We start from the raw sequence: 25,098 nt of genomic DNA, 5'->3' as shown, positions 1-25,098 counted from the left end.
GTCGGCTCACACCATCAGTTCTGCTGCTGTGGGCGGGTCCGCTCCCTCACGGGCACATGTGAGAGCGGCCGTTCGGGCGGCGACCGCCAGCGCGTCGCCGAGCACCGCGGGCAGTCGGTCCGTGTCCGTCGCCGCGTGCAGTGCCGCGCGTGCGGTCGCCGCCTCGGCTCCGGGGCCGCCGCCCAGCAGCCCGGCGTGCAGCAGCCGGCTGGTCAGGCCGGCCATGAACGCGTCGCCCGCCCCCACGGTGTCCACGACCTGGACGGGCACCGGCGCGATGTCCTGGCAGCCGTGTCGCCACCAGGCCCGGGCGCCGTTCGCTCCCAGGGTGAGGACGACCAGCGCCGGGCCGTTCCGTGCCCAGCGGGCCGCCGTCCTGTGGGGGTTCTCGCCCGGGTGGAGCCAGGCCAGGTCCTCTTCGCTCGCCTTCACCACGTCGCTGAGGGCGACGAGTTGTTCCACCCGTTCACGCTCCTGCTCCGCGGGGCGGAGCAGCGCGGGCCTCAGGTTGGGGTCGTAGGAGACGGTGGCCGAGGCCCGCAGGGCGTGCAGGATGCCGAAGACCTGGTCGGCTCCCGGACTCAGGGCGGTGGCGATGGATCCGGTGTGGACGTGCGCCGGCGGCCCGTCGCGCAGCGCTTCCTCGACGGCCGCCGACAGCGCCCAGGTGATGTCGAAGGTGTAGTTCGCGGCGCCCGCGGCATCGAGTACGGCGGTCGCCGTGGAGGTGGCGGCCTCGACCACGGATCCCGGTACCAGGCCGACACCGCCGGCCTCCAGGTGCTGTCGGACCAGGCTGCCGAAGTGGTCGTGTCCCACGCGGGTGGCGAGCCGTACCGGGTGGCCGAGCCTGCCCAGTCCCAGCGCGACGTTGGCGGGGCTGCCACCGGGGTGGCTGCGGCACGGGCCGTCGGGACCGGCGATGATGTCCACCAGGGCTTCGCCGATGACGAGCGCCGGGAGTCCGGGGGCTGCTGTGTCCCCGCTGCCGGCCAGGGCCCCGGACGTCGGCTCGGTGCGGGCTCGGCCGGGTCGGGGTTCGGTACTCCCGGTCACGGCAGCACCTGGATCTTGCGGCCCTTCCCGGCCTGGAACTGCCGCAGCGCCTCGGCGTAGTCCGTCAGCGGCAGCCGGTCGCTGATGAAGATCTCCGGGTCGAGGACTCCACCGGCGAACAGCTCGGCGGCGCGCTCGTAGCTGTGCAGGACGGCCATCGATCCGGTGATGGTGATCTCCTCGTTGTAGATGCGGTAGGGGTCGATGGTGGCTCGGGTCGCGTAGTCGGCGACGCCGAACTGGAGGTACGTACCCCCCTTGCCGACCCGTCCCAGGGCGTCCTGGATGGCGTGGGCGTTGCCGGTGGCGTCGATGACCACGTCCCAGCCGCGGGGGCGCACGAGCGCGTCGGCGGTGGTCACCGCGTTGCTGCAGCCGAGCGTGCGGGCGGTGGCGAGCCGGTCCTCGTTGAGGTCGACCATGTCGACGGTGGCCGCGCCGGTGCGCTTGGCGAGTTCCAGCATCATCAGGCCCATCGTGCCCGAGCCGTAGATCAGCACGTTGCTGGCGAGTGTGGAGCGCAGGATGTCGTATCCGCGTACCGCGCAGGACAGCGGCTCGATGAGGGCGGCGTCCTCGGTGCGGACGTGCTCGGGGAGCCTGACGCAGTTGGCGGCCGGGGCGACCGTGTACTGTGCCGCGCCGCCGGGGACGGAGACGCCGATGGCGTTGAAGCGTTCGCACAGGTTGCCGCGCCCGATACGGCAGTAGTGGCACTCGTGGCAGTGCAGCGAGGGGTCGACGGCGACCCGGTCGCCGACCTTGAGGTCGCGTACCCCGGAGCCCAGCGCGACGACCTCGCCGGCGAACTCGTGCCCGGGAATGATGGGCAGGGTGGGGGCGAACTCGCCCTGGAGGATGTGGAGATCGGTGCCGCACAGGCCGCAGGCCGAGACCTCGATCACCACCTGCCCGGGGCCCGGCGTGGGGTCGTCGACGGTCTCGACGCCGACCTGTCCGGGCGAGCTGATGACGGCGGCTTTCACTTGACTGCTCCAAGGGACAGGCCCTGGACCAGCTTGTCCTGGGCGGCGAATCCGGCGATGAGAACCGGCAGGGAGATGCAGACGGCGGCGGCACACACCTTGGCCAGGAAGAGGCCCTGGCTGGTGACGAAGCCGGTGAGGAACACGGGTGCGGTGCCGGCCACGACGCCGGTGAGCACACGTGCGAAGAGCAGTTCGTTCCAGCTGAAGATGAAGCAGATCAGCGAGGTGGCGGCGATGCCGGGGGCGACGACCGGAGCGACGATCCGGGCGAGGACGGTGGGCAGTCCGGCGCCGTCGATGGAGGCGGCCTCCAGAATCTCGACGGGGACCTCGGCGAGGAACGAACGCATCATCCACACCGCGATCGGAAGGTTCATCGAGGTGTAGAGGATGACCAGCAGCGCGACGTTGTCGAGCAGGCCGCTGTTCTGGGCGATCAGGTAGATCGGCAGCAGTCCGGCCACCGCGGGCAGCATCTTGGTGGACAGGAAGAAGAACATCGCGTCCGTCCACTTGCGGACCGGCTTGATGGACAGGGCGTAGGCGGCCGGGATGGACAGCACCAGCACCAGGAGCGTCGACATGAGGCTCGCCGAGAAGGAGTTGATCAGCGGCGGCCAGGGGGAGACGCCGGTGCTCGCGCCGAAGAACTCCCGGTAGCCCTGGAGGGTCAGCGGCGCCCCCAGGCTCGGTGGGTTGGTGGCGGCGTCGGATTCGCTGTGCAGTGAGGTGAGCACCATCCAGGCGACCGGGAGGAAGAATGCGACTCCGCAGAGCCAGGCCAGCAGGCCGAGCGCTCCGCGCCGGCGATGCGACGCAAGGCTCCCGGGGGTGGCGATGGTCGCGGCCATCAGCGGGTCTCCTCTCGGAGCAGGGACGAGACGGTCCGAAGCGCGAAGCTGCCTACGAGGAGGGAGCAGAGGACGACGATGACGCCTTCCGCTGAGGCCTGCCCGTAGTCGTGCGCCTGGTAGAAGGTCTCGTAGACGGTGTAGGGCAGGTTGGCGGTGCCCAGGCCGCCGCCGGTGAGCGTGAAGACGGCGTCGAAGTTCTGCACCACATAGATGCTGCCGAGCAGTGCGGCCAGCTCCAGATAGCGGCGCAGGTGGGGGAAGGTGAGGTAGCGGAAGACCTGCCAGGTGGTCGCTCCGTCCACGCGGGCCGCCTCGACGGCGTCCATGGGGCGGCTCTGCAGTCCGGCCAGCAGGATCAGCATCATGAAGGGCGTCCACTGCCAGATCAGCGATGCCTCCACGGACATCAGCGGCAGCGAGGACAGCCAGTCGGGCTGCGGCGCGGTGTCGCTGCCGAACAGGCTCCACAGCCAGGTCAGCGATCCGTTGATCAGCCCGTAGGTGGCGTTGTACAGCGCATGCTTCCACAGCAGCGCGGAGGCCACGGGCACGACGAGGAACGGTGTGATCAGCATGGTGCGGACGATGCCGCGGCCGCGGAACCGGCGGTCCAGAAGCAGAGCCAGCCCGAGGCCCAGAACCAGGCTGACCAGCACCACGGTGACCGTCAGCGCGACGGTCGTCAGCAGGGAGGAACGCAGCTGCGGGTCGGTGACCGCGTCCTTGTAGTTCTGCAGGCCCGCGAAGGCCCGGTTACCGGGGTCGAGGGCGTTCCAGCGCATGAACGAAATCGCCACGGTGCCGACGAACGGCAGCTGGGTGACCACGATCATGAAGATCAGGGCCGGGAGCAGCGGGGCCCGCCGGGCCCATGCCCCGCGGGATCGCCGTGGTGGTGCCGCCTGTTTCTCGGTCTGCGGTGCCCGGGTACGCCTGGTGAGCGAGTGAGTGAGGGTCATCGGTGTGTCTCCGCTGTGCTCCCGTCCCCCGGTCCCGCGAGGGCGGGACCGGGAGTGCGGGAACGTCGGGTGGAACGGGGAGTGATCACTTGTCGGCGTACTTGGCGGCGACCTTCTCGGCGAGCGCCTGGCCGGCCTTCAGCGCCTGATCGACACTGGTCTTGCCCGCGATGGCGGAGCTGATCTGCTGGGAGACCTGCGTGCCCAGGTCGGTGAACTCGGGGATGCCGACGAACTGGATGCCGGGGGCGGGCCGGGGCTGCACGCCCGGGTTGTTCGGGTCGGCGGACTTCAGCGCGTTCGCGGTGGCCTCGGCGAAGGCCGACGCCGCGGCGACGTACTGCGGGTTGGTGTAGGTGGAGGTCCGCTTGCCCGCAGGGACGCGGGACCAGCCGAGCTTCTTGCCCACCAGGTCCTCGTACTGCTTGCTGGACGCCCACGAAATGAACTTCCAGGCGTCGTCCTGGTGCTTGCTCGCCTTCTGCAGGCCCCAGGCCCAGGTGTAGAGCCAGCCCGAGCTCTTGGTCCGGTCCACCGGCGCGGGTGCGTAGCCCATCTTGCCGGCCACCGGCGACCCACTGGCTTCGAGCGACCCGGCCGCGGAGGTCGCGTCGTACCACATGGCGACCTTGCTCTGCTCCATGTTGTTGAGGCACTCGGCGAACCCGGACTGCGGGGCGCCGGCCTCACCGTGGGCGCGCACGAGGTCGACGTAGAACTTGGTCGCCTTGGTGAAGGCGGGGCTGTCGACCTGGGCCTTCCAGTCCTTGTCGAACCAGGTGCCGCCCATGGTGTTGACCACCGTCGTCAGCGGAGCCATCACCTCACCCCATCCGGGAAGACCGCGCAGGCAGATGCCCTTCATCCCGGGCCTGGCGCCGTCGGCCTTGGCGGCCAGGGCGGCCACCTGCTGCCAGGTGGGGTTGGCCGGCATCGTCAGCCCCTTCTCCTTGAAGACGTCCTTGCGGTACATCAGGAAGGACGACTCGCCGTAGAACGGCTCGGCGTATATCTGGCCGGACGCCGTCAGGGACTGCTGCATGGCGGGCAGGATGTCGCTCTGGTCGAAGGCGGTGTCCTTCTTCGCGTACGAGGTCAGCGGGGCGAGCCAGCCGTTCTTGGCGTAGATCGGCGTCTCGTAGTTGCTGATCGTCGCCACGTCGTACTGGCCGGCCTGGCTGGAGAAGTCCTGGGTGATCTTGTCGCGGACGTCGTTCTCCGGCAGCACCGTGAAGTTGACCTTGATGCCGGTCTCCTTGGTGAAGTTGGCCGCCGTGAGCTTCTGCAGGTCCGCCATCTGCGGGTTGTTCACCATCAGCACGTTGATGGAGTGCGAGCCGGAGCCGCCTCCGGCGCCACCCGCGCCCGCACAGGCCGTGAGCAGTGCGCCGCACATGGCCAGCGCGCCGAGCGGTACAGCGCGCCGCAGAACAGTCGGTCTCGAAATCATGATCGTCCCTTTCATGAAATGTCGGGTGTGTGCAGCGAACGGCGAGGGGGATGTGGGATCGGGCAGACGGTGGTGTTCGACTGTGCAGGCAGGGAGGTGCCGTCGGCGCGGCTCCGGCGGAGTCGTCCCTGGCGGTAGGGGGCGGGCTGAGCGGGTCAGACCCGGTGGACGCGGGGTCCCATCAGTGAGTAGCGGTGCGCCTCGGCGCTGGACAGTCCCATGTCGGTGACGATGGCCTCGAAGTCGCCCACGCCGGCGAAGCGGCAGAAGCTGCTCGCGCCGAACTTGCTGTGGTGCCCCATGAACACACGTCGGCGCGACACGGCCAGCGCCTTGGCCTTGACGTCGGCGACCACAGGATCGGGAGTGGTCAGGCCGAGCTCCCGGGAGATCCCGTTCGACCCGAGGAAGGCCAGGTCGATCACGAATCTCTCGAGCATGGCGCAGGCCCATGAGCCCACCGTGGCCAGGGTCCGAGCCCGGACACGGCCTCCGAGGAGCAACACGGTGACCTGCGGAGAGTCCACGATCGCGGCTGCGGTGGACAGCGATGCGGTGACCACGGTCAGGGGCCGGTCGCCCGGGAGCAGTGCGGCGAGGAGCTGGGGGGTGTAGCCCTCGTCCACGAACACGGTCTCCGCGTCACCGAGGAGCTTGACCGCCTCCGCGGCGATCCGGCGCTTGTCCTTGACGTGCAGGGTCTCTCGTTCGGGGAGGCCCGTCTCGAAGCCCGCGCCCTCGACGGGATAGGCGCCGCCGTAGGTGCGGCGGAGCAGGCCCCTGCGTTCCAGGACGCTGAGGTCGCGACGGATGGTCTCCGGTGCGACAGCAAGGTCGACGGCCGTGGTGGTGACCTCGACTCGTCCATGGTGACGAGCGAGCGCGAGAATCCGGCTCTGACGCTCTTCGGCGTTCATCGCACTCACCTCGCCTTCCGTACCCGGTCCGGGCACGGCGTGCCCGGTCTTGCCGCACATTTATACCAACCAGCTTTTGGCGCAAAGTGGCCCACAATGGGCTTGAAATCGCCCGATGATGCCTGATGGGATTACGTGAAACCGCAGGTCACGGCGGTGCCGTGCGTTTTGTCCCATCCAGCGTTGCCCGTGTGGACCGCCTGCGGTGCCCGGTTCGGGCGGACAGCGGACTGTGACCGATGTCATCACTGTCCGTGCTCACCCAGGCCGGGAGGGCCCGGCCGGCACGATTCGGCAGGTCTGATCGGTCCTCTGAACGATGTCGGATGCCTCGCCGGCCGGGCCCGTACGGCCGGTCCATGGATCACGCGTGCTGCGCAGGGGGAGGGCGTCGTTCGTCTGCGCGGCGCAGGCGACGGCGACGCACGGCCGCGTGAAGGGGCGCCGACAGGGCTGCTTGGTCTGAAGGACGGCGGTGACATCGCCGCTGGGCTGGAGTCGGAAGAGGGCGGAGAAGAGCTTCGACGGAGAACGAACCGACCCTCAGCGAACCGCCGCAGCAGGCGGTCGCTCGCGTACGGCGCCGTAGGCGAGGAAGTACGCCGGCACCCGATTCAGCCACCGCGAGGTGGTGAGCAGGTCGGCCATGCGCTGTGCTCGCCGGGGGTTGCTGAAAGGCGGGCGGCCCGCCAGCAGCGGTTCGATGACCCGGGCATGGGCGGTCCGCTGCAGCGCCTGGGCCGCGGCCGTGGTGGGCCGGCGGCGGCGCTGCACAGCGCGTACGTCACGCAGGCCGACCGTGCCCGCGCGCAGCGGCTCGACGAGGTGCCGTGCGGCGGCCACGGCGTCCTCCACGGCCAGGTTGATGCCGATGCCGAAAACCGGCGACATCGCGTGCGCGGCGTCGCCGATGCACAGCAGACCCGGGCGGTGCCAGCGCCTGAGGTGGTCCAGGCGTACGTCGAGCAGCTTCACCTGGTCCCATGACCGCAGCGTGTGCACACGCTCGGCGAGCCAGGGGACGGCGGCCGTGAAGTCGGCCGTGAACCGCTCCAGGCTGGCCGCACGGCGCCGGCCATCGGATCCCTTGGGGATCAGCACGGCGCACTGCCAGTACTCCCCACGGTCGATCATGGCCGTGAGGAACCGGTCGCCGACGCCTCCCACGAGCCCGTGCGGGTCGTGCTGCCGCCGCGGCAGCCGGAACCACCAGGCGTCCATGGGGCAGGGGAACCGCCGCAGCCGCAGTTCGGGCAGTGCCCTGGCCAGCGAGCCCCGGCCGTCGCAGGCGACGGTGAGGGTGGCCCGCAGCTCCCCGGTACGGCCGTCCGACGTGCGGTACCGCACCCCCGTGACCCTCCCGTGCTCCACCAGGAAGGACGTCGCCTCGGTGTTCATCCGCAGGGAGAACGACGGCTCCCGTCGGGCCTCGTCCGCCAGGAGGTCGAGCAGGTCCCACTGCGGCACCATGGCGATGTAGTTGTACGGGCCCCTCAGCGCGCCGATGTCTCCGACGGTGACCAGTGAACGGTCCCGGCCGATCGGCAGCTGCACGGTCGTCACCCGCCGTTGCGGCAGACGGGCGAACCGCTCGGCGAGACCCAACTCGTCCAACAGGGCCAGGGTCGAGGGATGCACCGTGTCGCCGCGGAAGTCGCGCAGGAAGTCGCCGTGCTTCTCCAGAACGGTGACGTCCACGCCGGACCGGGCCAGCAGCAGGGCGAGGACCATTCCGGCGGGGCCGCCACCCACCACACAGCATGTGGTCCGCTCCATCGGGTCCTCCCCCTCGGCGTGCACGGCAGCGTCACCATACTGGGGCATATATCTTCAAAGCCTGCTGAATCCGCCACACGGTCCGTGGCCACCCCAGACGTTCTGTGAAGCACTTCGACGCACTTCGGGAGACCACGATGAGCGAGCAGCCGATCCTCCTTCCCTATGCCGACCCGGCCTTCGTGGCAAACCCGTTCCCGTTCTACCGGCAGCTGCGCGAGGAGGGCCCGGTGCGGCGCGCGGTCATCGCCGGCGGCCTGGAGGCCTGGCTGGTCACGCGCTACGAGGACGGCCTCGCAGCGCTCTCCGATGCACGGCTGAGCAGCGACGTCCGCGACGCGTCGGACCCGCGTCTCCTGCAACAGCTGCCCGCGACGGAGCGCGAGTCCATGCTGCGCACCATGCTCCGGGCGGACCCGCCCGACCACACCCGCCTGCGCCGGCTCGTCTCGAAGGCGTTCACCGCGCGCCGGGTGGCCGAGCTGCGGCCCCGCGTCCAGGCCGTCACAGACGGGCTGCTCGACGCGATCGTGCAGCAAGGCCACGCGGACCTGGTCGCGGACTTCGCGCTGCCGCTTCCGGTCACCGTGATCAGCGAACTGCTGGGGGTGCCCACGACGCACCGGCACGACTTCCAGCGGTGGACCGACGACATGATCCTCCGGGGACCCGAGCCGCCGGATCCTGCCGTGGTCGACGGTGCCTGGCAGCAGATGCGCGCGTACCTGACCAAGCTTCTGGAGGCCAAGCGCGCCGACGCCGAGGACGACCTGCTCAGCGCTCTGATCACCGCGCGCGACGAGGAGCAGCGGCTGGACGAGGAAGAACTGATCGCCATGGCGTTCCTGCTCCTGGTGGCCGGATACATCACCACGGTCAACCTCATCGGCGGCGGCATCGCCGCACTGCTCGCCCATCCGGACCAGCTTCAGCTGCTGCGGGACGATCCGGCGCTGCTGCCGGACGCGATCGAGGAGTTCCTGCGCTACGACGGACCGGTCAACCCCGGCATCGCCCGTTTCGCGCGGGAGGACGTCGAGATCGCGGGCGTGAGGATCCCGCGCGGCGCCACCGTGCTGGTGGCCTCCGCCATCGCCGACCGCGATCCGGCACGGTTTCCCGACCCCGATCGTCTGGACATCACCCGTCGCGACAACGCCCACCTGGCGTTCGGGCACGGCATCCACTACTGCCTGGGCGCGCCGCTGGCCCGGCTGGAGGGCCAGGTCGCCATCGGAACCGCCCTGCGCCGCCTCCCCGGTCTCGCCCTGGCCGTCCCGCCGGACGAGCTGCGATGGAGGCCCGGCGGCCTGCGCGGCCCCGAGCGCCTGCCCGTCACGTTCACTCCCTCCCGTCCCTTCCCGGCAAGACCGGGAGGGGGCGGCGGCTGACGGTCGGCGCGGCAACCCCGAGGCGAACTCCCGTTTCGGCGGGCGTCCGCGACATCCCACTGGCTCACAGGGTCCAGCCGTGACCGCCGCTGTTGTGGGACATGGCCAGGAGCGCGGTGGTCACCACGAGGTACCGGGTGAGGCGGCCTTGGCGGAACAAGGCCGCCGACGCCCAGGCGACAGCCGTGTACCAAGGCATCGTCCACGGTGCCGTGAGCACCCAGGCGAAGGTGAGCGCGAACGGTACGGCGACGACGGCGGGAGCGTCCGCCGGGACGCGGCGGTGCAGTGCCCAGGCCAGCACGAGCATCACGACGGGCCACAGGACGCCGGTGGCGGTCGCGGCCCCACCAGGGCCCAGGAACCAGGCGCCGAACTTCTCGAACACCGCCCACAACGACGGTGTGGAGACCAGTTGGGAGGCGGCGGAGAGCGGGGCCAGGGCGTGCACGCCGTACGCGCTGTAGAGGACGGTGAGCGTCAGCGCGGCCGCGCACGTCAGCCGGGCAGCCTGTCGCCAGGATCCGGCCCGCAGCAACGGCCAGGCCAGTCCGGCGCCGAGCAGGGCGGCGCTTATCTTGACGCCGCAGGCCAGGCCGACCAGCCCCCCGACGATCAGGTCGTGGTGCCATCGGGTGGCCCTGCGGACGAAGTGGATCGCGCAGACGGTCAGACACGCGATGATGGTGTCCAGGTGCCCGCCCGCCACCAGCACGCCGATCAGGAGCGGGTTGGCGATCCACAGCAGTCCGGCCCGGACCGGATCGTCGGCCGTGCGGATCAGCAGGTAGCCGGTGCCCAGGAACGCGGCCGCGTTGGCGAGCATCAGCGCCCATATCGTCAGCCACGGCCGATCACCGCCGACGTACGCGCCGGCGGCCTGCCACCACGTGGCCACCGGCCCGTACACGGACGGGGTGTACCGCCATCCCTCGCTCACCAGATGGGCGTAGGCGCCTCCCAATTGGGCCGGGGTCGTCACATACGGATCGGCGCCGAGCGCGGCGATACGGCCGTACGCCGCGTAACTGGCCATGTCGGAGGAGCCGACCGGGGTGAGATTGGCGACGACGAGCACGGCGAGTGCGCCGGCTCCGAACAGGAGCCGTGGGTGTGGTCTCCAGCCCCGCCCGTGCGCGCGGAGCAGTCCGAGCGTCCCGAGACACGACAGCACGATGGCCGCGTAAGTGACCGCCGCGGACACGGCGCCGGGCATGGCGGGCAACCGGAGCCAGGTGATCGGCGCCCGGAGCGTGTTGTGGTTCGGCGCGCTCGCACCGACCAGCGCGAACAGTGCGATGCCCGCCACGGCCGTCCATACGGCCGCCCGCGGCCGGAACTGCCCGACGACCGTCAGCCCCGGCGAGGGAGTTGTCCGCATCCGACCCGCGGAACGCGGAGTCAGCTCGTCGTTGTCGGTCGTCACGGTCACTCGCTGAGTCGCTGTCGGGTCCTGTTCGTCCGGGACCTGAGGCGGTCGAGGGAACCGCGGGCGAGAGCCACACGGTCACCGAGATCCACATCCGGCCCGGCTTGGGAGCCTGTCAGCGGTACGCGAAGGAATCAAGCCCGAGCGTCGGCGCGGTCGCCTTCTGTGCCCGGGTTGGTCGCTGCCCCGGCTCCCAGCGCGTCATCTCGATGACACGCTGAGAGTCCGGATGCCCGGCGAGCGGCGGGGGAGTCGTCGCCGAGCCGGGCGGAGCGACGGGCGCAGGCACGGTTCACGGGAGGGGCGCCGCGGGCCGCGGCACGGGATTCGATGCGGTGATCGGGCGCGTGCCCCACGCGGCTCGATGTCCGCTTCACCCCGATAGGATGCATTTTGTGATCAGGTCAGGACGGCTCCGGCGCCGCCGCCCCCCGTACGGTGGCCGGCGGGACACCGTACTGCTGTCACCGGTGATCCTCACCGTCCTCGTCGCGAGTCTGGCGTTCGCCACTCCGAGGCAGATCGCCTTCAGCCGCCTCCTGCCCGCGGCTCCCGCGCTCGCCGCCGCGATGTGGCCCGTGCTCGCGACGGTCCTGCTGGGGGCGTTCTGCCTGCTGGTGATGATCGGGCTCAGCTTCGTCTACTCCGATCTGGGGACGCCGTACACGGCTGCCGCGATCGTCGCGGTCACGTTGGCAGCCGCGTATGCCAGCCACCTCAGACTTCAGCGGGAAGAGGCACTCTTCCAGATCCGGCTCGTCGCCGACGCGGCCCAGAAGGTGCTGCTGCGCCCGCTGCCGCGCTGCATCCAGCACGTCGAAATCGAGTCGCTGTATCTGGCAGCCCAGGAGCAGGCCCGGATCGGAGGTGACTTCTACGAGGCGGTCGACACGCCGTACGGGGTCCGGCTGCTCATCGGCGATGTGCGGGGCAAGGGGCTGTCGGCGGTGGGGGCGGCCTCTGCGGTGATCAACTGCTTCCGGGAGACCGCGTACGACCAGCCCGACCTGATGGGCATCATCCATCGCCTGGAGATCAGTCTGGCCCGCTACAGCGCCGTGACACTCGCCCAGGACCGTCCGGAGCACTTCGCCACCGCCCTCATCGCCGAGATCCGTCACGACAGCGGGCACGCCAGAATCCTCAACTGCGGGCACCCGCCACCGGTTCTGGTGCGGCAGGGGGAGGTCCAGATCCTCGAACCCAGCCTCCCCTCGCCACCCCTCAACCTCGCGACGCTCCTCGGGCACCACTACTACGTCGACACCATCGCCTTCGCCTCGGGCGACCAGATGCTGCTCTACACCGACGGCGTCACGGAGACCCGGGATCGCACCGGCACGTTCTTCCCCCTGCCGGAGTGGATGCGGCAGCACGGCCCGACGCCGCCCCGCGAGCTGCTGGACCGGCTCCATCAAGACCTGCTCCACTACAGCGGCGGGAGGCTCGACGACGACATCGCAGCCCTCGCTGTGCGCTGCCGGCACACCCCGGCTCGGGTGCGCTCCGCGTAAGGGGCGAGCGCGGTCCGGCCGTGGTGGGCACCCGGATCACTGCACCTTCGCAAGGTGGTCGGCGATGGTGGTGAGCAGCGAATCGTCGCCGGCTGCGGAGCTGTCCGCCGCCCAGCACACATAGCCGTCGGGGCGGATGAGCAGGACAGCGGCGCCCAGGTCGTCGGTGCAGGCGGCACGGACGAGGTCGACCCGTGGTGGGAGCGCGAGGTCGGCCGGGACGGCTCCGGCCAGATCGAGCAGGACGGCGTGCCCCGAGTCGAACAGCGCCGACAGCCGGGTGCGGCCGGCCTCGGTGACCAGGTCGGCATCCTGTGTGCGCTGTCCGGTGAGCGGATGCTTGCCGGGCAGTTCGTAGCGCAGTGAGAGGCCCGACATCAGTCCCGCGAGGTGCCGGTTGGCATCGGGCAGACGCAGCAGGTCGATGAAGATGTCACGCAGGGCGGACACGTCCTCGCTCGGGTCCGGAACCGCCAGCACGCGCTGCGCCGACGTGTGATGCAGGACCTGGGCTCCGACCGGATGCCGTTCGGTGTGGTAGCTGTCCAGGAGGCCGCTCGGCGCCCGGTCCTGGACGGCCGCGGCCAGTTTCCACCCGAGGTTGAACGCGTCCTGTATGCCGAGGTTGAGTCCCTGACCGCCCAGCGGCGGGTGGATGTGGGCGGCGTCGCCCGCGAACAGGACCCGGCCCGCGCGGTAGTGCTCCAGTTGCCGAGTGGCGTCGGTGAACCGGGACGCGTTGTCCACGGCACCGAGCGTGGTCTCGGGGCCGTACACGGCGTGCAGCGCCGCAGTGATCTCCTCGTGGGGGACGGGGAGGTCGCGGGTGGTGTCCGCCTGGTCCGCGCGCCCGAAGGTGAGCCGGTACCGGTCTCCGCCGAGCGGGACCAGCATGGCCCAGTAGCCGCCCGCGTGACGGGTCAGGCTGCTCATATGGCCCATCTGCCGCGGCACCAGCGACGACGCGGCGGACAGGCGGATGTCGGCGACCACCGCCTGATGCGTTCCGGGTCGGCCGGGGAACGGCAGGTCGAGCAGTTTCCGCACCGTGCTGTGGGCGCCGTCGCACGCCGCCAGGTAGCGGGCCCGCACCTTCAGGCCGTCCGCCGTCACGACCACACCGTCGTCGTCCGCCTCGATCCCCGAGACGGCGGCGCCGCGCACGACCCGCGCGCCGACGGCGATCGCCCGGTCCTCGAGCACTTCTTCGATCTCCCACTGGGGGATCGCGATCGGGAAAGGGTGCCTGGTCTGCCAGGGCGTGCAGTCCAGGGGCACGGGCAGGGCCGCGAAGTGCCCGCCCACCGGCTCACGCGGTGTGGCCCGCCCCAGCAGCGGCTCCAGCAGCCCACGCGACTGAAGCAGCTCGGCGGTACGGGGCTGGATCGCGCCGCCCTTCACCTGCTGGATGCGCTGGTGCAGCTTCTCCAGCACCAGGGTCTCGACCCCGGCCAGAGCCAGTTCGTACGCCAGCATCAGTCCGGTCGGGCCGGCGCCCGCGATGACGACCTCGGTCGTGCGCTCCGTCAACATCATCACTCCCCCTCGTTTCTCGTCTCGGGTTATATGTATACCAGGTGCAGAAATCCTCTGAGTGCAGATGTCTGATACCGTGGTGGCCGTGGACGGCAAGCCAGGGCTACGGGAACGAAAGAAGCAGCGGACGCGCACGGCGATCTCCGAGGCGGCGATCACGCTGTTCCTCGAACACGGCTTCAACCAGGTCTCGGTGGCCCAGGTGGCCGAGGCGGCGGAAGTGTCCAAACGCACGCTCTTCGCCTACTTCCCGACGAAGGAAGACCTCGTGGTGCACCGCCTCGCCGACCACGAGACCGAAATCGCCCGCGTCGTGCGGGCCCGCCCGCCCGGCACCGCCCCGCTGACGGCAGTGCGCGAGAACTTCCTCAGGGGGCTGCGCGAGCGGGACCCTTTCACCGGGCTCAACGACCATCCCGAGGTGCGCAGGCTCCTCCGGATGATCCTGGACGCGCCCTCGCTGGTGGCCCGGATGGAACGGTTCAAGACCGGCGCCGAACGCGCACTCGCTGAGGCATTGCGGGAGACGGCGGAGACTCCGGAACTCACCGCGCGGCTGGCTGCCGTCCAGATCGTCGCGGTCCACTGGGCGCTGGCCCAGGACAACGCCGAACGCCTGGCGTACGGGGAGCCGGCCGACGAGCGCTATGCGGGTGCGGTGGCTGACGCCGAACACGCGTTCGCGCTGCTCGAGAACGGATTGCGGCACCTGACCCCGCGGCAGTGAATCTCACCGGGGCAGCCCGTACACGCGGCAGGCGTTGTCGCGGCCCGTCCACGCGGCGATGCGCCGCGCGTCGGGCAGGCTCAGTTCGTCGGCGTCCACCCGGTCCTGGAGCAACTCTGCCAGACCCCGCCGGAAGGCCAGCGCGCCGAGCTGGTAGAACTCCGGGATCCCGTAGGCGTCGGAGCTGTAGAGGAGCTTGCGGAACGGGGTGATCTCGAGGGCCTCCTCAAGGATCGCCCGGGCGCGGACGGGGCCGACGTGGTGCAGGGTGAGTCCCACGTCGAGGTACACCTGCTCGAACACCGTGGCCAGGTAGGCGGCCTGACGCTGATAGGGCCAGCAGTGCAGGAGCAGCACGGCGATCGTGCCGGAGGTGCGGTGCAGCCAGTCGGTCAGACGGGTGGGGTCGACCCGATGCATCCTGATGTCGTTGTCCCCGAAGCCGGTGTGCAGTTGGAGGGGCAGTCCGAGGTCCACCGCCGTCCAGAGCAGATGCCGTACGAGGACGGGATCGTTCAGGCGGGGAGGGGTGCGGGTTTCCGCCTCGGTTCCGGCAGCCTTGCCGCCGGTTCCCGCCGGGGCCAGCCAGTTCCGTGCCGCATCCGTGACGTCCGCGTCCGAAGGCCGGCTGGGGTCCAGGTCGAATCCGGTGCGATAGGCGGCGACGGACTTCACGGCCACCGCGCGCCGCTCGTCCACGGCGTCGCACGTGGCGGTGACGAACGCCGAGGCGTACTCGTCCGGTTCCACTCCCTCTGCTGCCACGGCCTCCGCGACGGCTTCCAGGCGCACGACTTCGTACGCGGTCGCCCCCGGACGACCCGAGGCGTCGGCGAGCTCCGCGGGTGTCGTGAGGCGGTGCGGCGTGTAGCCGGTGTCGACGCAGAACACGTCCGTCCCCGCAGCGGCGATGAACCTGCGGTTCACCTCGCGCCAGCCCAACTCGGCCCGCCGTGCCAGGTACTCCGTGGCGGGAGCGTGCCGCGGCAGGTCCAGCAGGGGAGCACAGTGGCGGCGGACGGCCACGCCGACGGGGCTGTCGAACGGGGTGATGCCGCTCCCGGGCCACACGTCCCCTTCGGTGATCAACGAGTGGAACGTCTCCGGACTCGGATCGGCGGTGAGGACGCCATGACAGTGGTGATCGACGAGGGGCAGACCGGCGACGGCCTCGTGGACCGGCCCGGTGGCGGGTGCGGGTGAGCTGCTCACGGCTGGGCGGCCTCCTGGGGTGGTCGGCGGGCATCCGCTGTCGCGCCTGTGCTCAGTAGGTCGGTAGGTCAGTCGTTCAGTAGGTCAGTCGATTCAGTAGCTCTCAGGGGTTCTCAGTACTTCCACCGGTACGCCGCTGCCACGAGCTCGTCGTCGAGCCCGGCCACCGCTGCGATCTCCCCGAGGCGTACGGCGATCACGGCGTCCGCCAGGACCGGCCCCAACGCGGTGCGAAGCAGTTCGTCCTCGCCGAAGTTCCGGACGGACTCCTCGAGTGACATCGGCAGCCGGCGCACGCCCCGGGCCACCGCTTCCTCGGCGGTGAACCGTGCGGGATCTCCGGTGACCTCCTCGGGCAGCGGCGAGGACGACTCCAGGCCGTCGAGGCCTGCGGCGATGAGGCATCCGAGCGCCAGGTACGGGTTGGCGGCCAGGTCGACCGGTTTCACCTCCAGGTTCGCCGCCCGGCTGCGCATCCCCGCCGTGCCGGTGATGACGCGCACCGCGGCTTCGCGGGTCTCGTGACCCCATACGGTGAAGACCCCGGCCCACTGCGAGGGTTTGAGGCGCAGATAGCTCGCCGGGCTCGGGGCGGTCACCGCCGTGAGGGCCGGCAAGTGGGCGAGCAGGCCCGCGGCGAACGACTCCGCCGCGGAGGTCATGCCGTAGCGGCGCTCACCATGTGCGTGCAGATTCGTCCCGTCACGCCAGGCGGAGAGATGCACGTGCCCGCCGTTGCCGACGCCTTCCGCCGAGACCGCCGGTGAGAAGGAGACCTTCAGCCCATGACGCTGGGACACCGCCCGGATGGTCTGCCGTACCAGCACGCTCCGGTCGGCGGCGGCCACCGGGTCGAGCGCGCCGACCGAGACCTCGAACTGCCCGGGCGCGTACTCGGGGTGGATCTGGTCGACCTCCACGCCCTGCGCCGCGAACGCCGCGAGCAACTCGACGGCGTAGTCGCTCAGTTCGACCTGCCGGGTGGCGCCGTAGGCAGGACCGGAGGTCGCGGGGACGAACGCGTCCCCTGGTGCGGCCCCCTGCCCGACGGCCCATTCGACCTCGATGGCCGCCTTGAACGTGATGCCGTGGTCCCGAGCCGCGTCCGTGACGATCCGGCGCAGGAAGCTGCGGCTGCACGCCGGGTGCCGTTCACCCTCCTGGGTGATCCGGTCGACCGGGGCCCAGGCCCAGCCCGGCTGTCCGGACAGCACTACCAGGTGGTCCAGGTCGGGATACAGGCGAAGATCACCGTCCGGGGAGCCCAGCACGTCGGTGGAGACGATGGCGTCGTTCGCCAGGAAGGTGTCGAACACCGGGGACATTCCCACCCCCCAGGCGGTCGCCCACGCGAGCCGGGCCGTCGGGACGGTCTTCACCCGGCCGATGCCCGCGGTGTCGACGTACGCAAGGACGACGCCGTGCACCCCCCGCGCCGACAACTCCACCTCCAGCGCGGTGGCCCGCTCGACGTCACCCGGGCGCCCGCCGGGGACGGGGTCGGCAAGGGTGGTCATACGTCCTCCTCGGCGAGTCGCGGCCCAGCGCCTGCGCACCACTGGCCGTATGGGCGGTGCACCCGGCCCAGGATTGCGCACAACGGCGGTCCGGAGCAGGTCGGCCACGCTGTGTGACAGCGCAGTCATACAGTCGATCGGTTGTGCGAAAGCTCTGACTGTGCTGGGATCCGGCCGTGTCGCTGGACGCGGCGGCATCGGACCCGGCGGGCAGGGCACTGCACCCGCACGTGAGCCACCGCACGTGAGCCGCCGAACGGCTGGACGCCGGCCTCGGACCGGGACCGCGCGGGCGTGGTCAGGCGCGCGCTCGGTCCTGGTCCCGGCCGTGGGCGGCCCACAGGCCGCGGACATGTCCGATGTGACGCGTCATCACCGTCCGTACGGCCTCCTCGTCCCGTTGCAGCAGGGCGTCGAGGAGTTCGAGGTGCTCCTGGGCCGAGGCGAGCAGCCGGCCGGCCTCGACGAGCGCGGTCAGCCCGTACAGACGTGACCGCTTGCGCAGGTCACCGACCACCTCGACGAGGTGCGCGTTGCCGGCGAGGGCCAGCAGGCCGAGATGGAAGCGGGTGTCGGCCTCGACGTAGGCGATGAGGTCCCCGGCCGCCGCCGCGGTGACGATCTCCCGGGCGGCCGGGCGCAGGGCCTCCAGCGAGACCCGGTCGGCCGTCCGGGCGAGCGCCACGGTGGTCGGGATCTCGATCAGGGAGCGGATGTGGGTGTATTCGTCGAGCTGCTTCTCGGAGACCTCGGTGACTCGGAAGCCCTTGTTGGGGACGGTGTCGACCAGGCCTTCCTTGACCAGGTCGAGCATGGCCTCGCGCACCGGGGTCGCCGAGACGCCGAAGCGGGCGGCCAGCGTCGGCGCGGAGTACACCTCGCCGGGGCGCAGCTCGCCCGCGATCAGCGCGGCCCGCAGGGCGTCGGCCACCCGCTCGCGGTAACTGCTCTTCTTGCCGCCGAGCGTGGGCAGGGCGGGAGCGGGGGAGGGCGAGCTGGGGCGCGGGGCGGCCATGGTGTTTCTGTCTCCTCGAAGGATGCAATGTCACGCAGCACCAGTGTCCCAGTGCTCCGGCGTTCCCGTACCGGGCGGCTGCGGCGGGTGACTACAGCACGAACCCCGCCGGGAACGGGTCCTCCGGGTCCAGAAGGTACTGCGCCGTGCCCGTCACCCACGCCCGCCCGGTGAAGCTGGGCAGCACCGCGGGGCGGCCGGCGACCTCCGTGGTCCCCAGCAGGCGCCCTGTGAACCGCGTCCCGATGAAGGACTCGTTCACGAACTCGGTGTGCAGGGGGAGTTCGCGGCGCGCGTGCAGCTGCGCCATGCGTGCGCTGGTACCCGTACCGCACGGGGAGCGGTCGAACCAGCCCGGGTGGATGACCATCGCGTGCCGGGACAGCCGGGCGGTGGCCCCCGGCGCGTACAGGTGGACGTGGTGGCACCCGCGGATCGTCGGGTCCCCGGGGTGGACGGGCTCCTCCTCGGCGTTGATCGCCTCCATCAGCGCGAGCCCGGCCGCGAGGATGTCGTCCTTGCGGGCGCGGTCGAACGGCAGCCCGAACTCCGCCAGCGGCAGGATCGCGTAGAAGTTGCCCCCGTACGCGAGGTCGTAGGTCACCGTGCGCCCGTCGGGCAGGGTGGCCTTGCGGTCGAGGCCCACGCAGAAGGACGGCACGTTCCTGAGGGTGACGGCCTTGGCCGCGCCGCCCTCGACGGCGACCTCGGCGACGACGAGACCCGCCGGGGTGTCCAGCCGGATGGTGGTCACCGGCTCGACGACCTCCACCATGCCCGTCTCCACGAGCACGGTCGCCACCCCGATCGTGCCGTGCCCGCACATCGGCAGATAGCCGGAGACCTCGATGTAGACGACGCCCCAGTCGCAGTCGGGACGGGTGGGCGGCTGGAGGATCGCGCCGCTCATCGCCGCGTGCCCACGCGGCTCGTTCATCAGCAACTGCTTGACGTCGTCGCGGTGTTCACGGAACCACAGGCGCCGCTCGTTCATGGTCGCACCGGGGATGGTGCCGATGCCGCCGGTGATCACCCGGGTGGGCATGCCCTCGGTGTGGGAGTCGACGGCGTGCAGGACGAGTTTGCTGCGCATGACCGGCCTCCCTTCTACGCGAGCCCTGCCGCGACGGCCTTCTCCGTGGCGGCGCGCACGGCGGCCTCCTGCTCGGTCGGCAGCGGCATGCGAGGCGGCCGTACGGGACCGCCGTACCGGCCGACGACGTCCATCGACAGCTTGATCGCCTGGACGAACTCCACGCGGGAGTCCCAGCGCAGCAGTGGGTGCAACTGCCGGTACAACGGCAGCGCGGTGTCGAGGTCGCCCGCGACCGCAGCGCGGTACAACTGCACAGAGGCGCGGGGGAGGGCGTTGGGGTAACCGGCCACCCAGCCCTTGGCGCCGGCGACCGCGAGCTCCAGCAGGACGTCGTCGGCACCGATCAACAGGTCCAGCTCCGGGGCGAGTTCCGCGAGGCGGTAGGCGCGGCGGGGGTCGCCCGAGAACTCCTTGACCGCGTGGACGAGCCCCTCGCCGTGCAGCTTGGCGAGCAGTTCGGGGACGAGGTCGACCTTGGTGTCGATGGGGTTGTTGTACGCCACCACCGGCAGCCCGGCCTTCGCCACCTCCGCGTAGTGGGCGAGCACGGACCGCTCGTCGGCGCGGTAGGCGTTCGGCGGCAGCAGCATCACCGACGCACAGCCCGCGTCGCGCGCCTGCTCGGCCCAGCGGCGGGCCTCCGTCGAACCGTACGCGGAGACGCCGGGCATCACCCGGGCCCCGCCGATCGCGGACACGGCGGTCTCCACGACCCGGGCGCGCTCCTCGGGGGTGAGCACCTGGTACTCGCCGAGCGAGCCGTTCGGCACGACGCCGTCGCAGCCGTTCTCCACCAGCCAGGCGCAGTGCTCGGCGAACCTGGCGTGGTCGACGGCGAGGGTGTCGGTGAGCGGAAGGGCGGTTGCGACGAGAACGCCGCGCCAGGGGCGGTGCTCCGGGACGGTCATACGCGATACCCCATCTCGATGACGTGTGACATGTTACCGACGGTCCTCTTGCCGGCGGTCCTCTCCGGGCTCGCCGGCCAGCACCCCGAGCGGCACCGGCCGCGCGAACGGCCTCCGGACCACCGTCTCCGCGCACCCGGCGATCCCGGCAACCCCGGGCCCGCACACCCGGCCCTGGCACCAGCCCATTCCGGCCCGGGTCAGCAGCTTCACCGTCCGCAGATCACCGGCGCCCAACTCGGCGACGGCCTCCCGTACGCTCCCGGCGCGCACCTCCTCGCAACGGCACACCACGGTGTCGTCGTTGACCTGCTCGGCCCAGCGGGCAGGCGGCGCGTACGCCTTGTCGAGCCCCGCGAAGAACGCGCGCAGCGCCGCCCGGCTCCGCGCGGCGCGCTCCCACCCCCGCGGATCGGGTACGGCACCGGCGAGCCGCGCGGCGACGGACCGTCCGGCGATGTGCCCCTCGGCGAGGGCGAGCGCCGCGCCGCCGATCCCGGTGGCCTCGCCCGCCGCCCACACCCCCGGGACGCCGGTGCGCTGTTCGTCGTCGACGGCGACGCTCGTCCCGTCGATGCGGCAGCCGAGCGTTTCGGCGAGGTCGGTGTGCGGGAGCATGCCGTGCCCGACGGCGAGGGTGTCGCAGGGGACACGGCGCGCGGTGCCCGCCCGGACCCGTCCGTCGGCGTCGAGCGCGGCGACGGTCACGGCCTCCACACGGTCGGTGCCCTGCGCCTCGACCACGGTGTGCCGGGCGAGGACCCGCACCCCGTGCCGCAGCAGCCGAGCCGTGTACGCCGCCGCCTCGACCGCTTTGCCGGGCCGGCCGGCCAGGACCCCGGCGCACCGTACGAAGGCCCTCGGATCGGCCGACTCCACGAGCGCGGCGACCGTCACCCCCGCCGCCGCCAGCCCGGTCGCGACCGGAAGCAGCAGCGGCCCGGTCCCGGCCACGACCGCCCTGCCCCCCGGCACCACCAGTCCGCCCTTGAGCATGGCCTGGGCGCCGCCGGCGGTGACGACCCCGGGCAGCGTCCAGCCGGGAAAGGGCAGCACCCGCTCGTGGCCGCCGGTCGCCAGAAGCACGGTGCGGGCCCGCACGGCGACCGGCCGCTCCTGCTCGGGCCCGAGCAGGGCGTGCACGGTGAACCCCTCCGGCTCCTTCTCCACGCACCACACATGGTGATCCGCCAGGTGCCTGACGCGTCCGGCCACGAGGTGTCGGTCGAGTCCTTCGCGCATCCGCAGCCAGGTGCGCCACTGGTGGTGCAGGGCCCGCGCGCGCCGCGCGCCGAGTCCGGCGGCGGGCTGCCGGTAGAACTGGCCACCCGCCTCGGGGGCCGCGTCGACGAGCGTGACGCGTACGCCGCGCGCCGCTGCCGCGAGCGCCGCTGCGAGCCCCGCCGGGCCCGCGCCGATCACCGCGAGGTCAGTCCGCATGCCCCGTCCCCTCCTGCGTACGGATCACATCGCCCGGGCGTACCGGCACCAGACAGGCACGCTGGTTCGGCCGGTCGTTGACCCTCACCAGGCACTCGAAGCACACGCCGATCCCGCAGAAGACGCCGCGTGGACGCCCCTCGCGCCGGGTGGTGCGCCACGAGGTGATGCCCGCCGCCCAGAGCACCGCCGCGACCGTCTGACCGGGCAGCGCCTCGATCTCACGACCGTCGAAGGTCACCGTGAAGGCGGGGCCCGGCCGGGCCCGGGCCGACTCCAGGGGATTCACACGCCCTCCCGCTCGAAACGCTCCGGCCGGAACGGCCCGAGGTCCAGTTCCGGCGCCGTGCCGCTCAGCACCCGCGAGATCAACTGCCCGGTCCCGGTGGCGAGTCCGATCCCGGCCCCCTCGTGACCGCAGGCGTGCAGCAGCCCCGGCACCCTGGGATCCGGGCCGATGGCGGGCAGATGGTCGGGCAGGTACGGCCGGAAGCCGAGATAGGTGCGCATCGCCCGTACCCGCTCCAGGAACGGGAACAGCCGGATCGCGCCCGCCGCCAGCGCCCGCAGGACCGGCAGCGAGAACGACCGGTCGAAGCCGACGCGTTCACGGCTCGCCCCGATCAGGACGGGGCCCGCGGCCGTGCCCTCGACGACCGGCGAGGTCTGCAGCGCCGCCGAGTCGCTGGCCACGTCGGCGACATAGTCGGCGGCGTACACCTTGTGCCGCACCCGGAGGGGCAACGGCTCGGTGACGAGCACGAACCCGCGCCGGGGGAGGACCGGCAGGCGCACTCCCGCCAGCGCGGCGAGCTCCCCGCCCCAGGTGCCGGCGGCGTTCACCACGGCCGGGGCGAGGATGTCACCGCCGGTCGTGCGCACCCCGCGCACGGCTCCCTGCGGTGTGCGCAGCACCTCGGTCACGGTCCGCCCGGTCAGCAGGCGCGCACCGGACGCGCGGACGAGATGCGCGGCGGCCAGTGTCGGCATCACCTGGCAGTCCTGCGGGTACAGCATGCCGCCCGCGAGGTCCGGGGCCAGGTGTGGTTCCAGGTCGCGGAGCTTGTCGGCGGCGACGGCCTCCGCCTCGACCCCGGCGGTCCGCTGACCGGCCGCGAAGTCCGCCAGGGCGGTGAGTCCTTCGGGGGACGAGGCGACGACGACACCGCCCTTGGGTTCGTACTCGATCGCCGGTCCCAGCTCCTCGGCCAGTTGCCTCCACAAGCGCAGGGAGTACAGGGCGAGTTCGAGTTCGGGCCCCGGTTCCTTGTCGGAGACGAGCAGATTGCCCTCGCCGGAGCCGGTCGTACCGCCGGCCACAGGGCCGCGATCCACCAGGACGACGTCCATACCGCCGCGGGCGGCGTACAGGGCACAGGCGGCGCCCACCATCCCGGCGCCGACGACCACGACATCGCAGGTCAGTCGCTGACTCACGGTCAGTACTATGTCACATGGCTCTATGAGGGGCCAGACACGCGACGGACGCTGCCGCACAGGCGCCACGCGTTCACATCGCTCCCCGGCGCGCCACCGCCCTTGACTTGAAGCGCACTTGAAGCTGAAGAGTCCCGATCGAGCCCGCACCAGCGGGCCGCGACGGGAGGGACCACCATGAAGTACCGGACGATCGGCACCGATCCGAAGACCCGCCGCCGGGTGAGCGTGCTCGCGCTCGGCGCGATGCTGTTCGGCTCCCGGACGGACGAGAAGACCTCCTTCGCCGTCCTCGACCGCTATGTCGAGGCGGGCGGCAACTTCATTGACACGTCCGACAACTACGCCTTCTGGACCGACGACGGCCGGGGCGGTCAGAGCGAGGAACTGCTCGGCCGCTGGCGCCGCAGCCGCGGCATCGGCGACGAGATCGTGATCGCCACCAAGCTCGGCGCACGCCCGCTTGCCCCCGGCACGAGCTATGTCGACAACGCCGAGGGCCTGTCGGCGAAGGCGATCCGGGAGGCGGCCGAAGGCAGCCGGGAACGCCTCGGCGTGGACCGGCTCGACCTGCTGTACGCGCACATCGAGGACCGCACGGTGCCGCTGCGCGAGACCGTCGAGGGGTTCGCCGAACTGGTCGCGGAGGGCACGGTCGGCCTGCTCGGCGTGAGCAACCACGCCGTCTGGCGGGTGGAGCGCGCCCGCGCGCTGGCGGCGGCGGCCGGACTGCCCGGTTACGAGGTGCTGCAGTACCAGCACAGCCATCTGCGCCCGCGCACCGACATCCCCGAGGAGATCTTCCCGGACGGCAGCCTCGGCGGCACCACCCCGGAGCTGCTGAGCTATCTGCGCGCCGAGCCGGGCCTGACCCTGGTCGCGTACTCACCGCTCCTCAAGGGCGCCTACGCACGTCAGGACGTCCCGTTGCCCCGCGACTTCGACCACCCGGGCACCCCTGCGCGGCTGGCGGTGCTGCGGGAGGTGACGCGGGAGACCGGGGCGAGTGTCAACCAGGTGGTGCTGGCCTGGCAGATCGGCGGTGACCTGCCGGTGATCCCGCTGGCCGGGGCCTCGTCGGTGGCGCAGCTGGAGGAGAACCTGGCCGCGGTGGAACTGGAATTGACCGCGGAGCAGAGGGCGCGGTTGGACGCGGTGCACTGAGAGCCCCGGGATTCGGGCCTCCGAGAGGCGTCACCGCCGACGCGACCACCGGCCCGGCGCCGTCGGGGCGCCTGGCCGGCGGCCGCGTCGCTCGGGTCCGACAGCCGCTCAGGGCAGGCAGCCGATGTGGGCCAGGGCCTGCTTGAGCAGGACGCCCTGCCCGCCCGGCATCTCGTTCTGGACCACGGCCGACGCGGCCTCCTGGGGGCTGAACCACTCCAGGTCCAGTGCGTCCTGGCGGGGTCGGCAGTCGCCGGCCACCGGGACGATGTAGGCGAGGGCCACCGCGTGCTGGCGGGGGTCGTGGAACGGGGTGATACCCAGTGTCGGGAAGTACTCGGCGACGGTGAAGGGCTGCAGGGAGGGCGGAACGCGGGGCAGTGCCACCGGCCCGAGGTCCTTCTCCAGATGGCGCAGGAGGGCGTCACGGACCCGCTCGTGGTGCAGCACCCGGCCCGAGACGAGGGTGCGGCTGACGGTCCCGTCGGGCCCTATCCGCAGCAACAGTCCGATGCTGGTGACTTCACCGCTGTCGTCGACGCGCACGGGCACGGCTTCCACGTACAGGATCGGCATGCGGGCTCGCGCCAGCTCGAGCTCGTCGGGAGTCAGCCAGCCGGGCGTGGTTTCGGTCGTGTCAGGCATTGCCCGATCGTACGGTCAACACCCCGGCATCGGCCGCGTGTCTCACCAGGTCAGACGCAAGTCACA

The 25,098-nt window shown here is 71.4% G+C and carries 22 protein-coding genes; 4 read left to right on the top strand and 18 right to left on the bottom strand.

The window, feature by feature from the left end; genetic code table 11:
- Window positions 1-6: 6 nt before the first annotated feature.
- From SY2F82_RS28540 to SY2F82_RS28510, 7 genes are all read right to left on the bottom strand, one after another.
- Window positions 7-1,056 (bottom strand): carbohydrate kinase, encoded by a 1,050-nt coding sequence (locus SY2F82_RS28540; RefSeq protein WP_308437794.1) that lies wholly within the window; start codon window positions 1,054-1,056, stop codon window positions 7-9.
- Window positions 1,053-2,042: a zinc-dependent alcohol dehydrogenase family protein gene (locus SY2F82_RS28535; RefSeq protein WP_200422022.1), complete on the bottom strand. Its 990-nt coding sequence runs from the start codon at window positions 2,040-2,042 to the stop codon at window positions 1,053-1,055. The genes SY2F82_RS28540 and SY2F82_RS28535 overlap by 4 nt, the downstream gene beginning before the upstream one ends.
- Window positions 2,039-2,896 (bottom strand): carbohydrate ABC transporter permease, encoded by an 858-nt coding sequence (locus SY2F82_RS28530; protein WP_200422021.1) that lies wholly within the window; start codon window positions 2,894-2,896, stop codon window positions 2,039-2,041. Before SY2F82_RS28530 ends, SY2F82_RS28535 begins: the two co-directional genes overlap by 4 nt.
- Window positions 2,896-3,858, bottom strand: a complete 963-nt coding sequence (locus SY2F82_RS28525) for a carbohydrate ABC transporter permease (RefSeq protein WP_200422020.1) — start codon at window positions 3,856-3,858, stop codon at window positions 2,896-2,898. The genes SY2F82_RS28530 and SY2F82_RS28525 overlap by 1 nt, the downstream gene beginning before the upstream one ends.
- Before the next feature lie 85 nt (window positions 3,859-3,943).
- Entirely contained in the window at window positions 3,944-5,308 is a 1,365-nt protein-coding gene (locus SY2F82_RS28520; protein ID WP_200422019.1) for a sugar ABC transporter substrate-binding protein, read from the bottom strand.
- A 155-nt stretch (window positions 5,309-5,463) separates the two neighbouring features.
- Window positions 5,464-6,225 (bottom strand): DeoR/GlpR family DNA-binding transcription regulator, encoded by a 762-nt coding sequence (locus SY2F82_RS28515; protein ID WP_200422018.1) that lies wholly within the window; start codon window positions 6,223-6,225, stop codon window positions 5,464-5,466.
- A gap of 543 nt (window positions 6,226-6,768) precedes the next feature.
- Entirely contained in the window at window positions 6,769-8,001 is a 1,233-nt protein-coding gene (locus SY2F82_RS28510; protein WP_200422017.1) for an FAD-dependent oxidoreductase, read from the bottom strand.
- A 137-nt stretch (window positions 8,002-8,138) separates the two neighbouring features.
- Here SY2F82_RS28510 and SY2F82_RS28505 point away from each other — a divergent pair, with 137 nt between their 5' ends.
- A complete protein-coding gene (locus SY2F82_RS28505) occupies window positions 8,139-9,392 on the top strand; it encodes a cytochrome P450 (protein ID WP_200422016.1) in 1,254 nt (417 codons plus the stop codon).
- Window positions 9,393-9,456: 64 nt separating this feature from the next.
- Here the strand turns inward: SY2F82_RS28505 and SY2F82_RS28500 are convergent, their stop codons facing one another.
- Complete coding sequence (locus SY2F82_RS28500; protein ID WP_200422015.1) at window positions 9,457-10,818, bottom strand: hypothetical protein; 1,362 nt, start codon at window positions 10,816-10,818, stop codon at window positions 9,457-9,459.
- Window positions 10,819-11,216: 398 nt separating this feature from the next.
- Here SY2F82_RS28500 and SY2F82_RS28495 point away from each other — a divergent pair, with 398 nt between their 5' ends.
- Window positions 11,217-12,335, top strand: a complete 1,119-nt coding sequence (locus SY2F82_RS28495) for a PP2C family protein-serine/threonine phosphatase (RefSeq protein WP_236041846.1) — start codon at window positions 11,217-11,219, stop codon at window positions 12,333-12,335.
- Window positions 12,336-12,371: 36 nt separating this feature from the next.
- On the opposite strand, the gene SY2F82_RS28490 is transcribed toward SY2F82_RS28495, so the two are convergent.
- A complete protein-coding gene (locus SY2F82_RS28490; RefSeq protein ID WP_200422158.1) occupies window positions 12,372-13,868 on the bottom strand; it encodes an FAD-dependent monooxygenase in 1,497 nt (498 codons plus the stop codon).
- 67 nt (window positions 13,869-13,935) lie between these two features.
- Between SY2F82_RS28490 and SY2F82_RS28485 the strand changes: the two genes are divergently transcribed.
- Window positions 13,936-14,598 carry a TetR/AcrR family transcriptional regulator gene (locus SY2F82_RS28485; RefSeq protein WP_236041845.1) on the top strand — a complete coding sequence of 221 codons (663 nt, stop codon included), beginning with the start codon at window positions 13,936-13,938 and terminating at the stop codon, window positions 14,596-14,598.
- 3 nt (window positions 14,599-14,601) lie between these two features.
- Here SY2F82_RS28485 and SY2F82_RS28480 read toward each other — a convergent pair whose 3' ends face one another.
- From SY2F82_RS28480 to SY2F82_RS28445, 8 genes are all read right to left on the bottom strand, one after another.
- Entirely contained in the window at window positions 14,602-15,810 is a 1,209-nt protein-coding gene (locus SY2F82_RS28480) for an amidohydrolase family protein (RefSeq protein ID WP_200422013.1), read from the bottom strand.
- Between the two features lie 113 nt (window positions 15,811-15,923).
- Window positions 15,924-17,327, bottom strand: a complete 1,404-nt coding sequence (locus SY2F82_RS28475) for a glutamine synthetase family protein (protein WP_200422012.1) — start codon at window positions 17,325-17,327, stop codon at window positions 15,924-15,926.
- A 298-nt stretch (window positions 17,328-17,625) separates the two neighbouring features.
- Window positions 17,626-18,342, bottom strand: coding sequence for a GntR family transcriptional regulator (locus SY2F82_RS28470; RefSeq protein WP_200422011.1), 717 nt, complete (start codon window positions 18,340-18,342; stop codon window positions 17,626-17,628).
- Between the two features lie 91 nt (window positions 18,343-18,433).
- Window positions 18,434-19,435, bottom strand: a complete 1,002-nt coding sequence (locus tag SY2F82_RS28465) for a proline racemase family protein (RefSeq protein ID WP_200422010.1) — start codon at window positions 19,433-19,435, stop codon at window positions 18,434-18,436.
- Window positions 19,436-19,449: 14 nt separating this feature from the next.
- Window positions 19,450-20,346 carry a dihydrodipicolinate synthase family protein gene (locus SY2F82_RS28460; protein ID WP_200422009.1) on the bottom strand — a complete coding sequence of 299 codons (897 nt, stop codon included), beginning with the start codon at window positions 20,344-20,346 and terminating at the stop codon, window positions 19,450-19,452.
- Between the two features lie 33 nt (window positions 20,347-20,379).
- Window positions 20,380-21,786 carry an NAD(P)/FAD-dependent oxidoreductase gene (locus SY2F82_RS28455; RefSeq protein ID WP_200422008.1) on the bottom strand — a complete coding sequence of 469 codons (1,407 nt, stop codon included), beginning with the start codon at window positions 21,784-21,786 and terminating at the stop codon, window positions 20,380-20,382.
- Window positions 21,776-22,075: a (2Fe-2S)-binding protein gene (locus tag SY2F82_RS28450; RefSeq protein WP_200422007.1), complete on the bottom strand. Its 300-nt coding sequence runs from the start codon at window positions 22,073-22,075 to the stop codon at window positions 21,776-21,778. Before SY2F82_RS28450 ends, SY2F82_RS28455 begins: the two co-directional genes overlap by 11 nt.
- Entirely contained in the window at window positions 22,072-23,223 is a 1,152-nt protein-coding gene (locus tag SY2F82_RS28445; RefSeq protein WP_200422006.1) for an FAD-binding oxidoreductase, read from the bottom strand. Before SY2F82_RS28445 ends, SY2F82_RS28450 begins: the two co-directional genes overlap by 4 nt.
- Window positions 23,224-23,400: 177 nt before the next feature.
- On the opposite strand from SY2F82_RS28445, the gene SY2F82_RS28440 reads away from it, so the two are divergent.
- Window positions 23,401-24,387: an aldo/keto reductase gene (locus tag SY2F82_RS28440; RefSeq protein ID WP_200422005.1), complete on the top strand. Its 987-nt coding sequence runs from the start codon at window positions 23,401-23,403 to the stop codon at window positions 24,385-24,387.
- A gap of 108 nt (window positions 24,388-24,495) precedes the next feature.
- Here SY2F82_RS28440 and SY2F82_RS28435 read toward each other — a convergent pair whose 3' ends face one another.
- The gene (locus tag SY2F82_RS28435) at window positions 24,496-25,032 is read right to left on the bottom strand and encodes an NUDIX hydrolase family protein (protein WP_200422004.1); all 537 of its coding nucleotides are present in this window, start codon (window positions 25,030-25,032) and stop codon (window positions 24,496-24,498) included.
- Window positions 25,033-25,098 lie beyond the last annotated feature (66 nt).

Source organism: Streptomyces sp. Y2F8-2, from assembly GCF_014905555.1.
In the GTDB taxonomy this organism is placed as follows: Bacteria; Actinomycetota; Actinomycetes; order Streptomycetales; family Streptomycetaceae; genus Streptomyces; species Streptomyces cynarae.
Note: the sequence above shows the minus strand (reverse complement) of the source record. Positions and strands in the feature narration are given on the sequence as shown.

Coding starts and splice junctions, on each gene's coding strand:
- SY2F82_RS28530 (WP_200422021.1), bottom strand. CDS start 2,896: ATGGCCGCGACCATCGCCACCCCCGGGAGCCTTGCGTCGCATCGCCGG.
- SY2F82_RS28525 (WP_200422020.1), bottom strand. CDS start 3,858: ATGACCCTCACTCACTCGCTCACCAGGCGTACCCGGGCACCGCAGACC.
- SY2F82_RS28520 (WP_200422019.1), bottom strand. CDS start 5,308: ATGATTTCGAGACCGACTGTTCTGCGGCGCGCTGTACCGCTCGGCGCG.
- SY2F82_RS28515 (WP_200422018.1), bottom strand. CDS start 6,225: ATGAACGCCGAAGAGCGTCAGAGCCGGATTCTCGCGCTCGCTCGTCAC.
- SY2F82_RS28510 (WP_200422017.1), bottom strand. CDS start 8,001: ATGGAGCGGACCACATGCTGTGTGGTGGGTGGCGGCCCCGCCGGAATG.
- SY2F82_RS28505 (WP_200422016.1), top strand. CDS start 8,139: ATGAGCGAGCAGCCGATCCTCCTTCCCTATGCCGACCCGGCCTTCGTG.
- SY2F82_RS28490 (WP_200422158.1), bottom strand. CDS start 13,868: ATGTTGACGGAGCGCACGACCGAGGTCGTCATCGCGGGCGCCGGCCCG.
- SY2F82_RS28485 (WP_236041845.1), top strand. CDS start 13,936: ATGTCTGATACCGTGGTGGCCGTGGACGGCAAGCCAGGGCTACGGGAA.
- SY2F82_RS28475 (WP_200422012.1), bottom strand. CDS start 17,327: ATGACCACCCTTGCCGACCCCGTCCCCGGCGGGCGCCCGGGTGACGTC.
- SY2F82_RS28470 (WP_200422011.1), bottom strand. CDS start 18,342: ATGGCCGCCCCGCGCCCCAGCTCGCCCTCCCCCGCTCCCGCCCTGCCC.
- SY2F82_RS28465 (WP_200422010.1), bottom strand. CDS start 19,435: ATGCGCAGCAAACTCGTCCTGCACGCCGTCGACTCCCACACCGAGGGC.
- SY2F82_RS28460 (WP_200422009.1), bottom strand. CDS start 20,346: ATGACCGTCCCGGAGCACCGCCCCTGGCGCGGCGTTCTCGTCGCAACC.
- SY2F82_RS28455 (WP_200422008.1), bottom strand. CDS start 21,786: ATGCGGACTGACCTCGCGGTGATCGGCGCGGGCCCGGCGGGGCTCGCA.
- SY2F82_RS28440 (WP_200422005.1), top strand. CDS start 23,401: ATGAAGTACCGGACGATCGGCACCGATCCGAAGACCCGCCGCCGGGTG.
- SY2F82_RS28435 (WP_200422004.1), bottom strand. CDS start 25,032: ATGCCTGACACGACCGAAACCACGCCCGGCTGGCTGACTCCCGACGAG.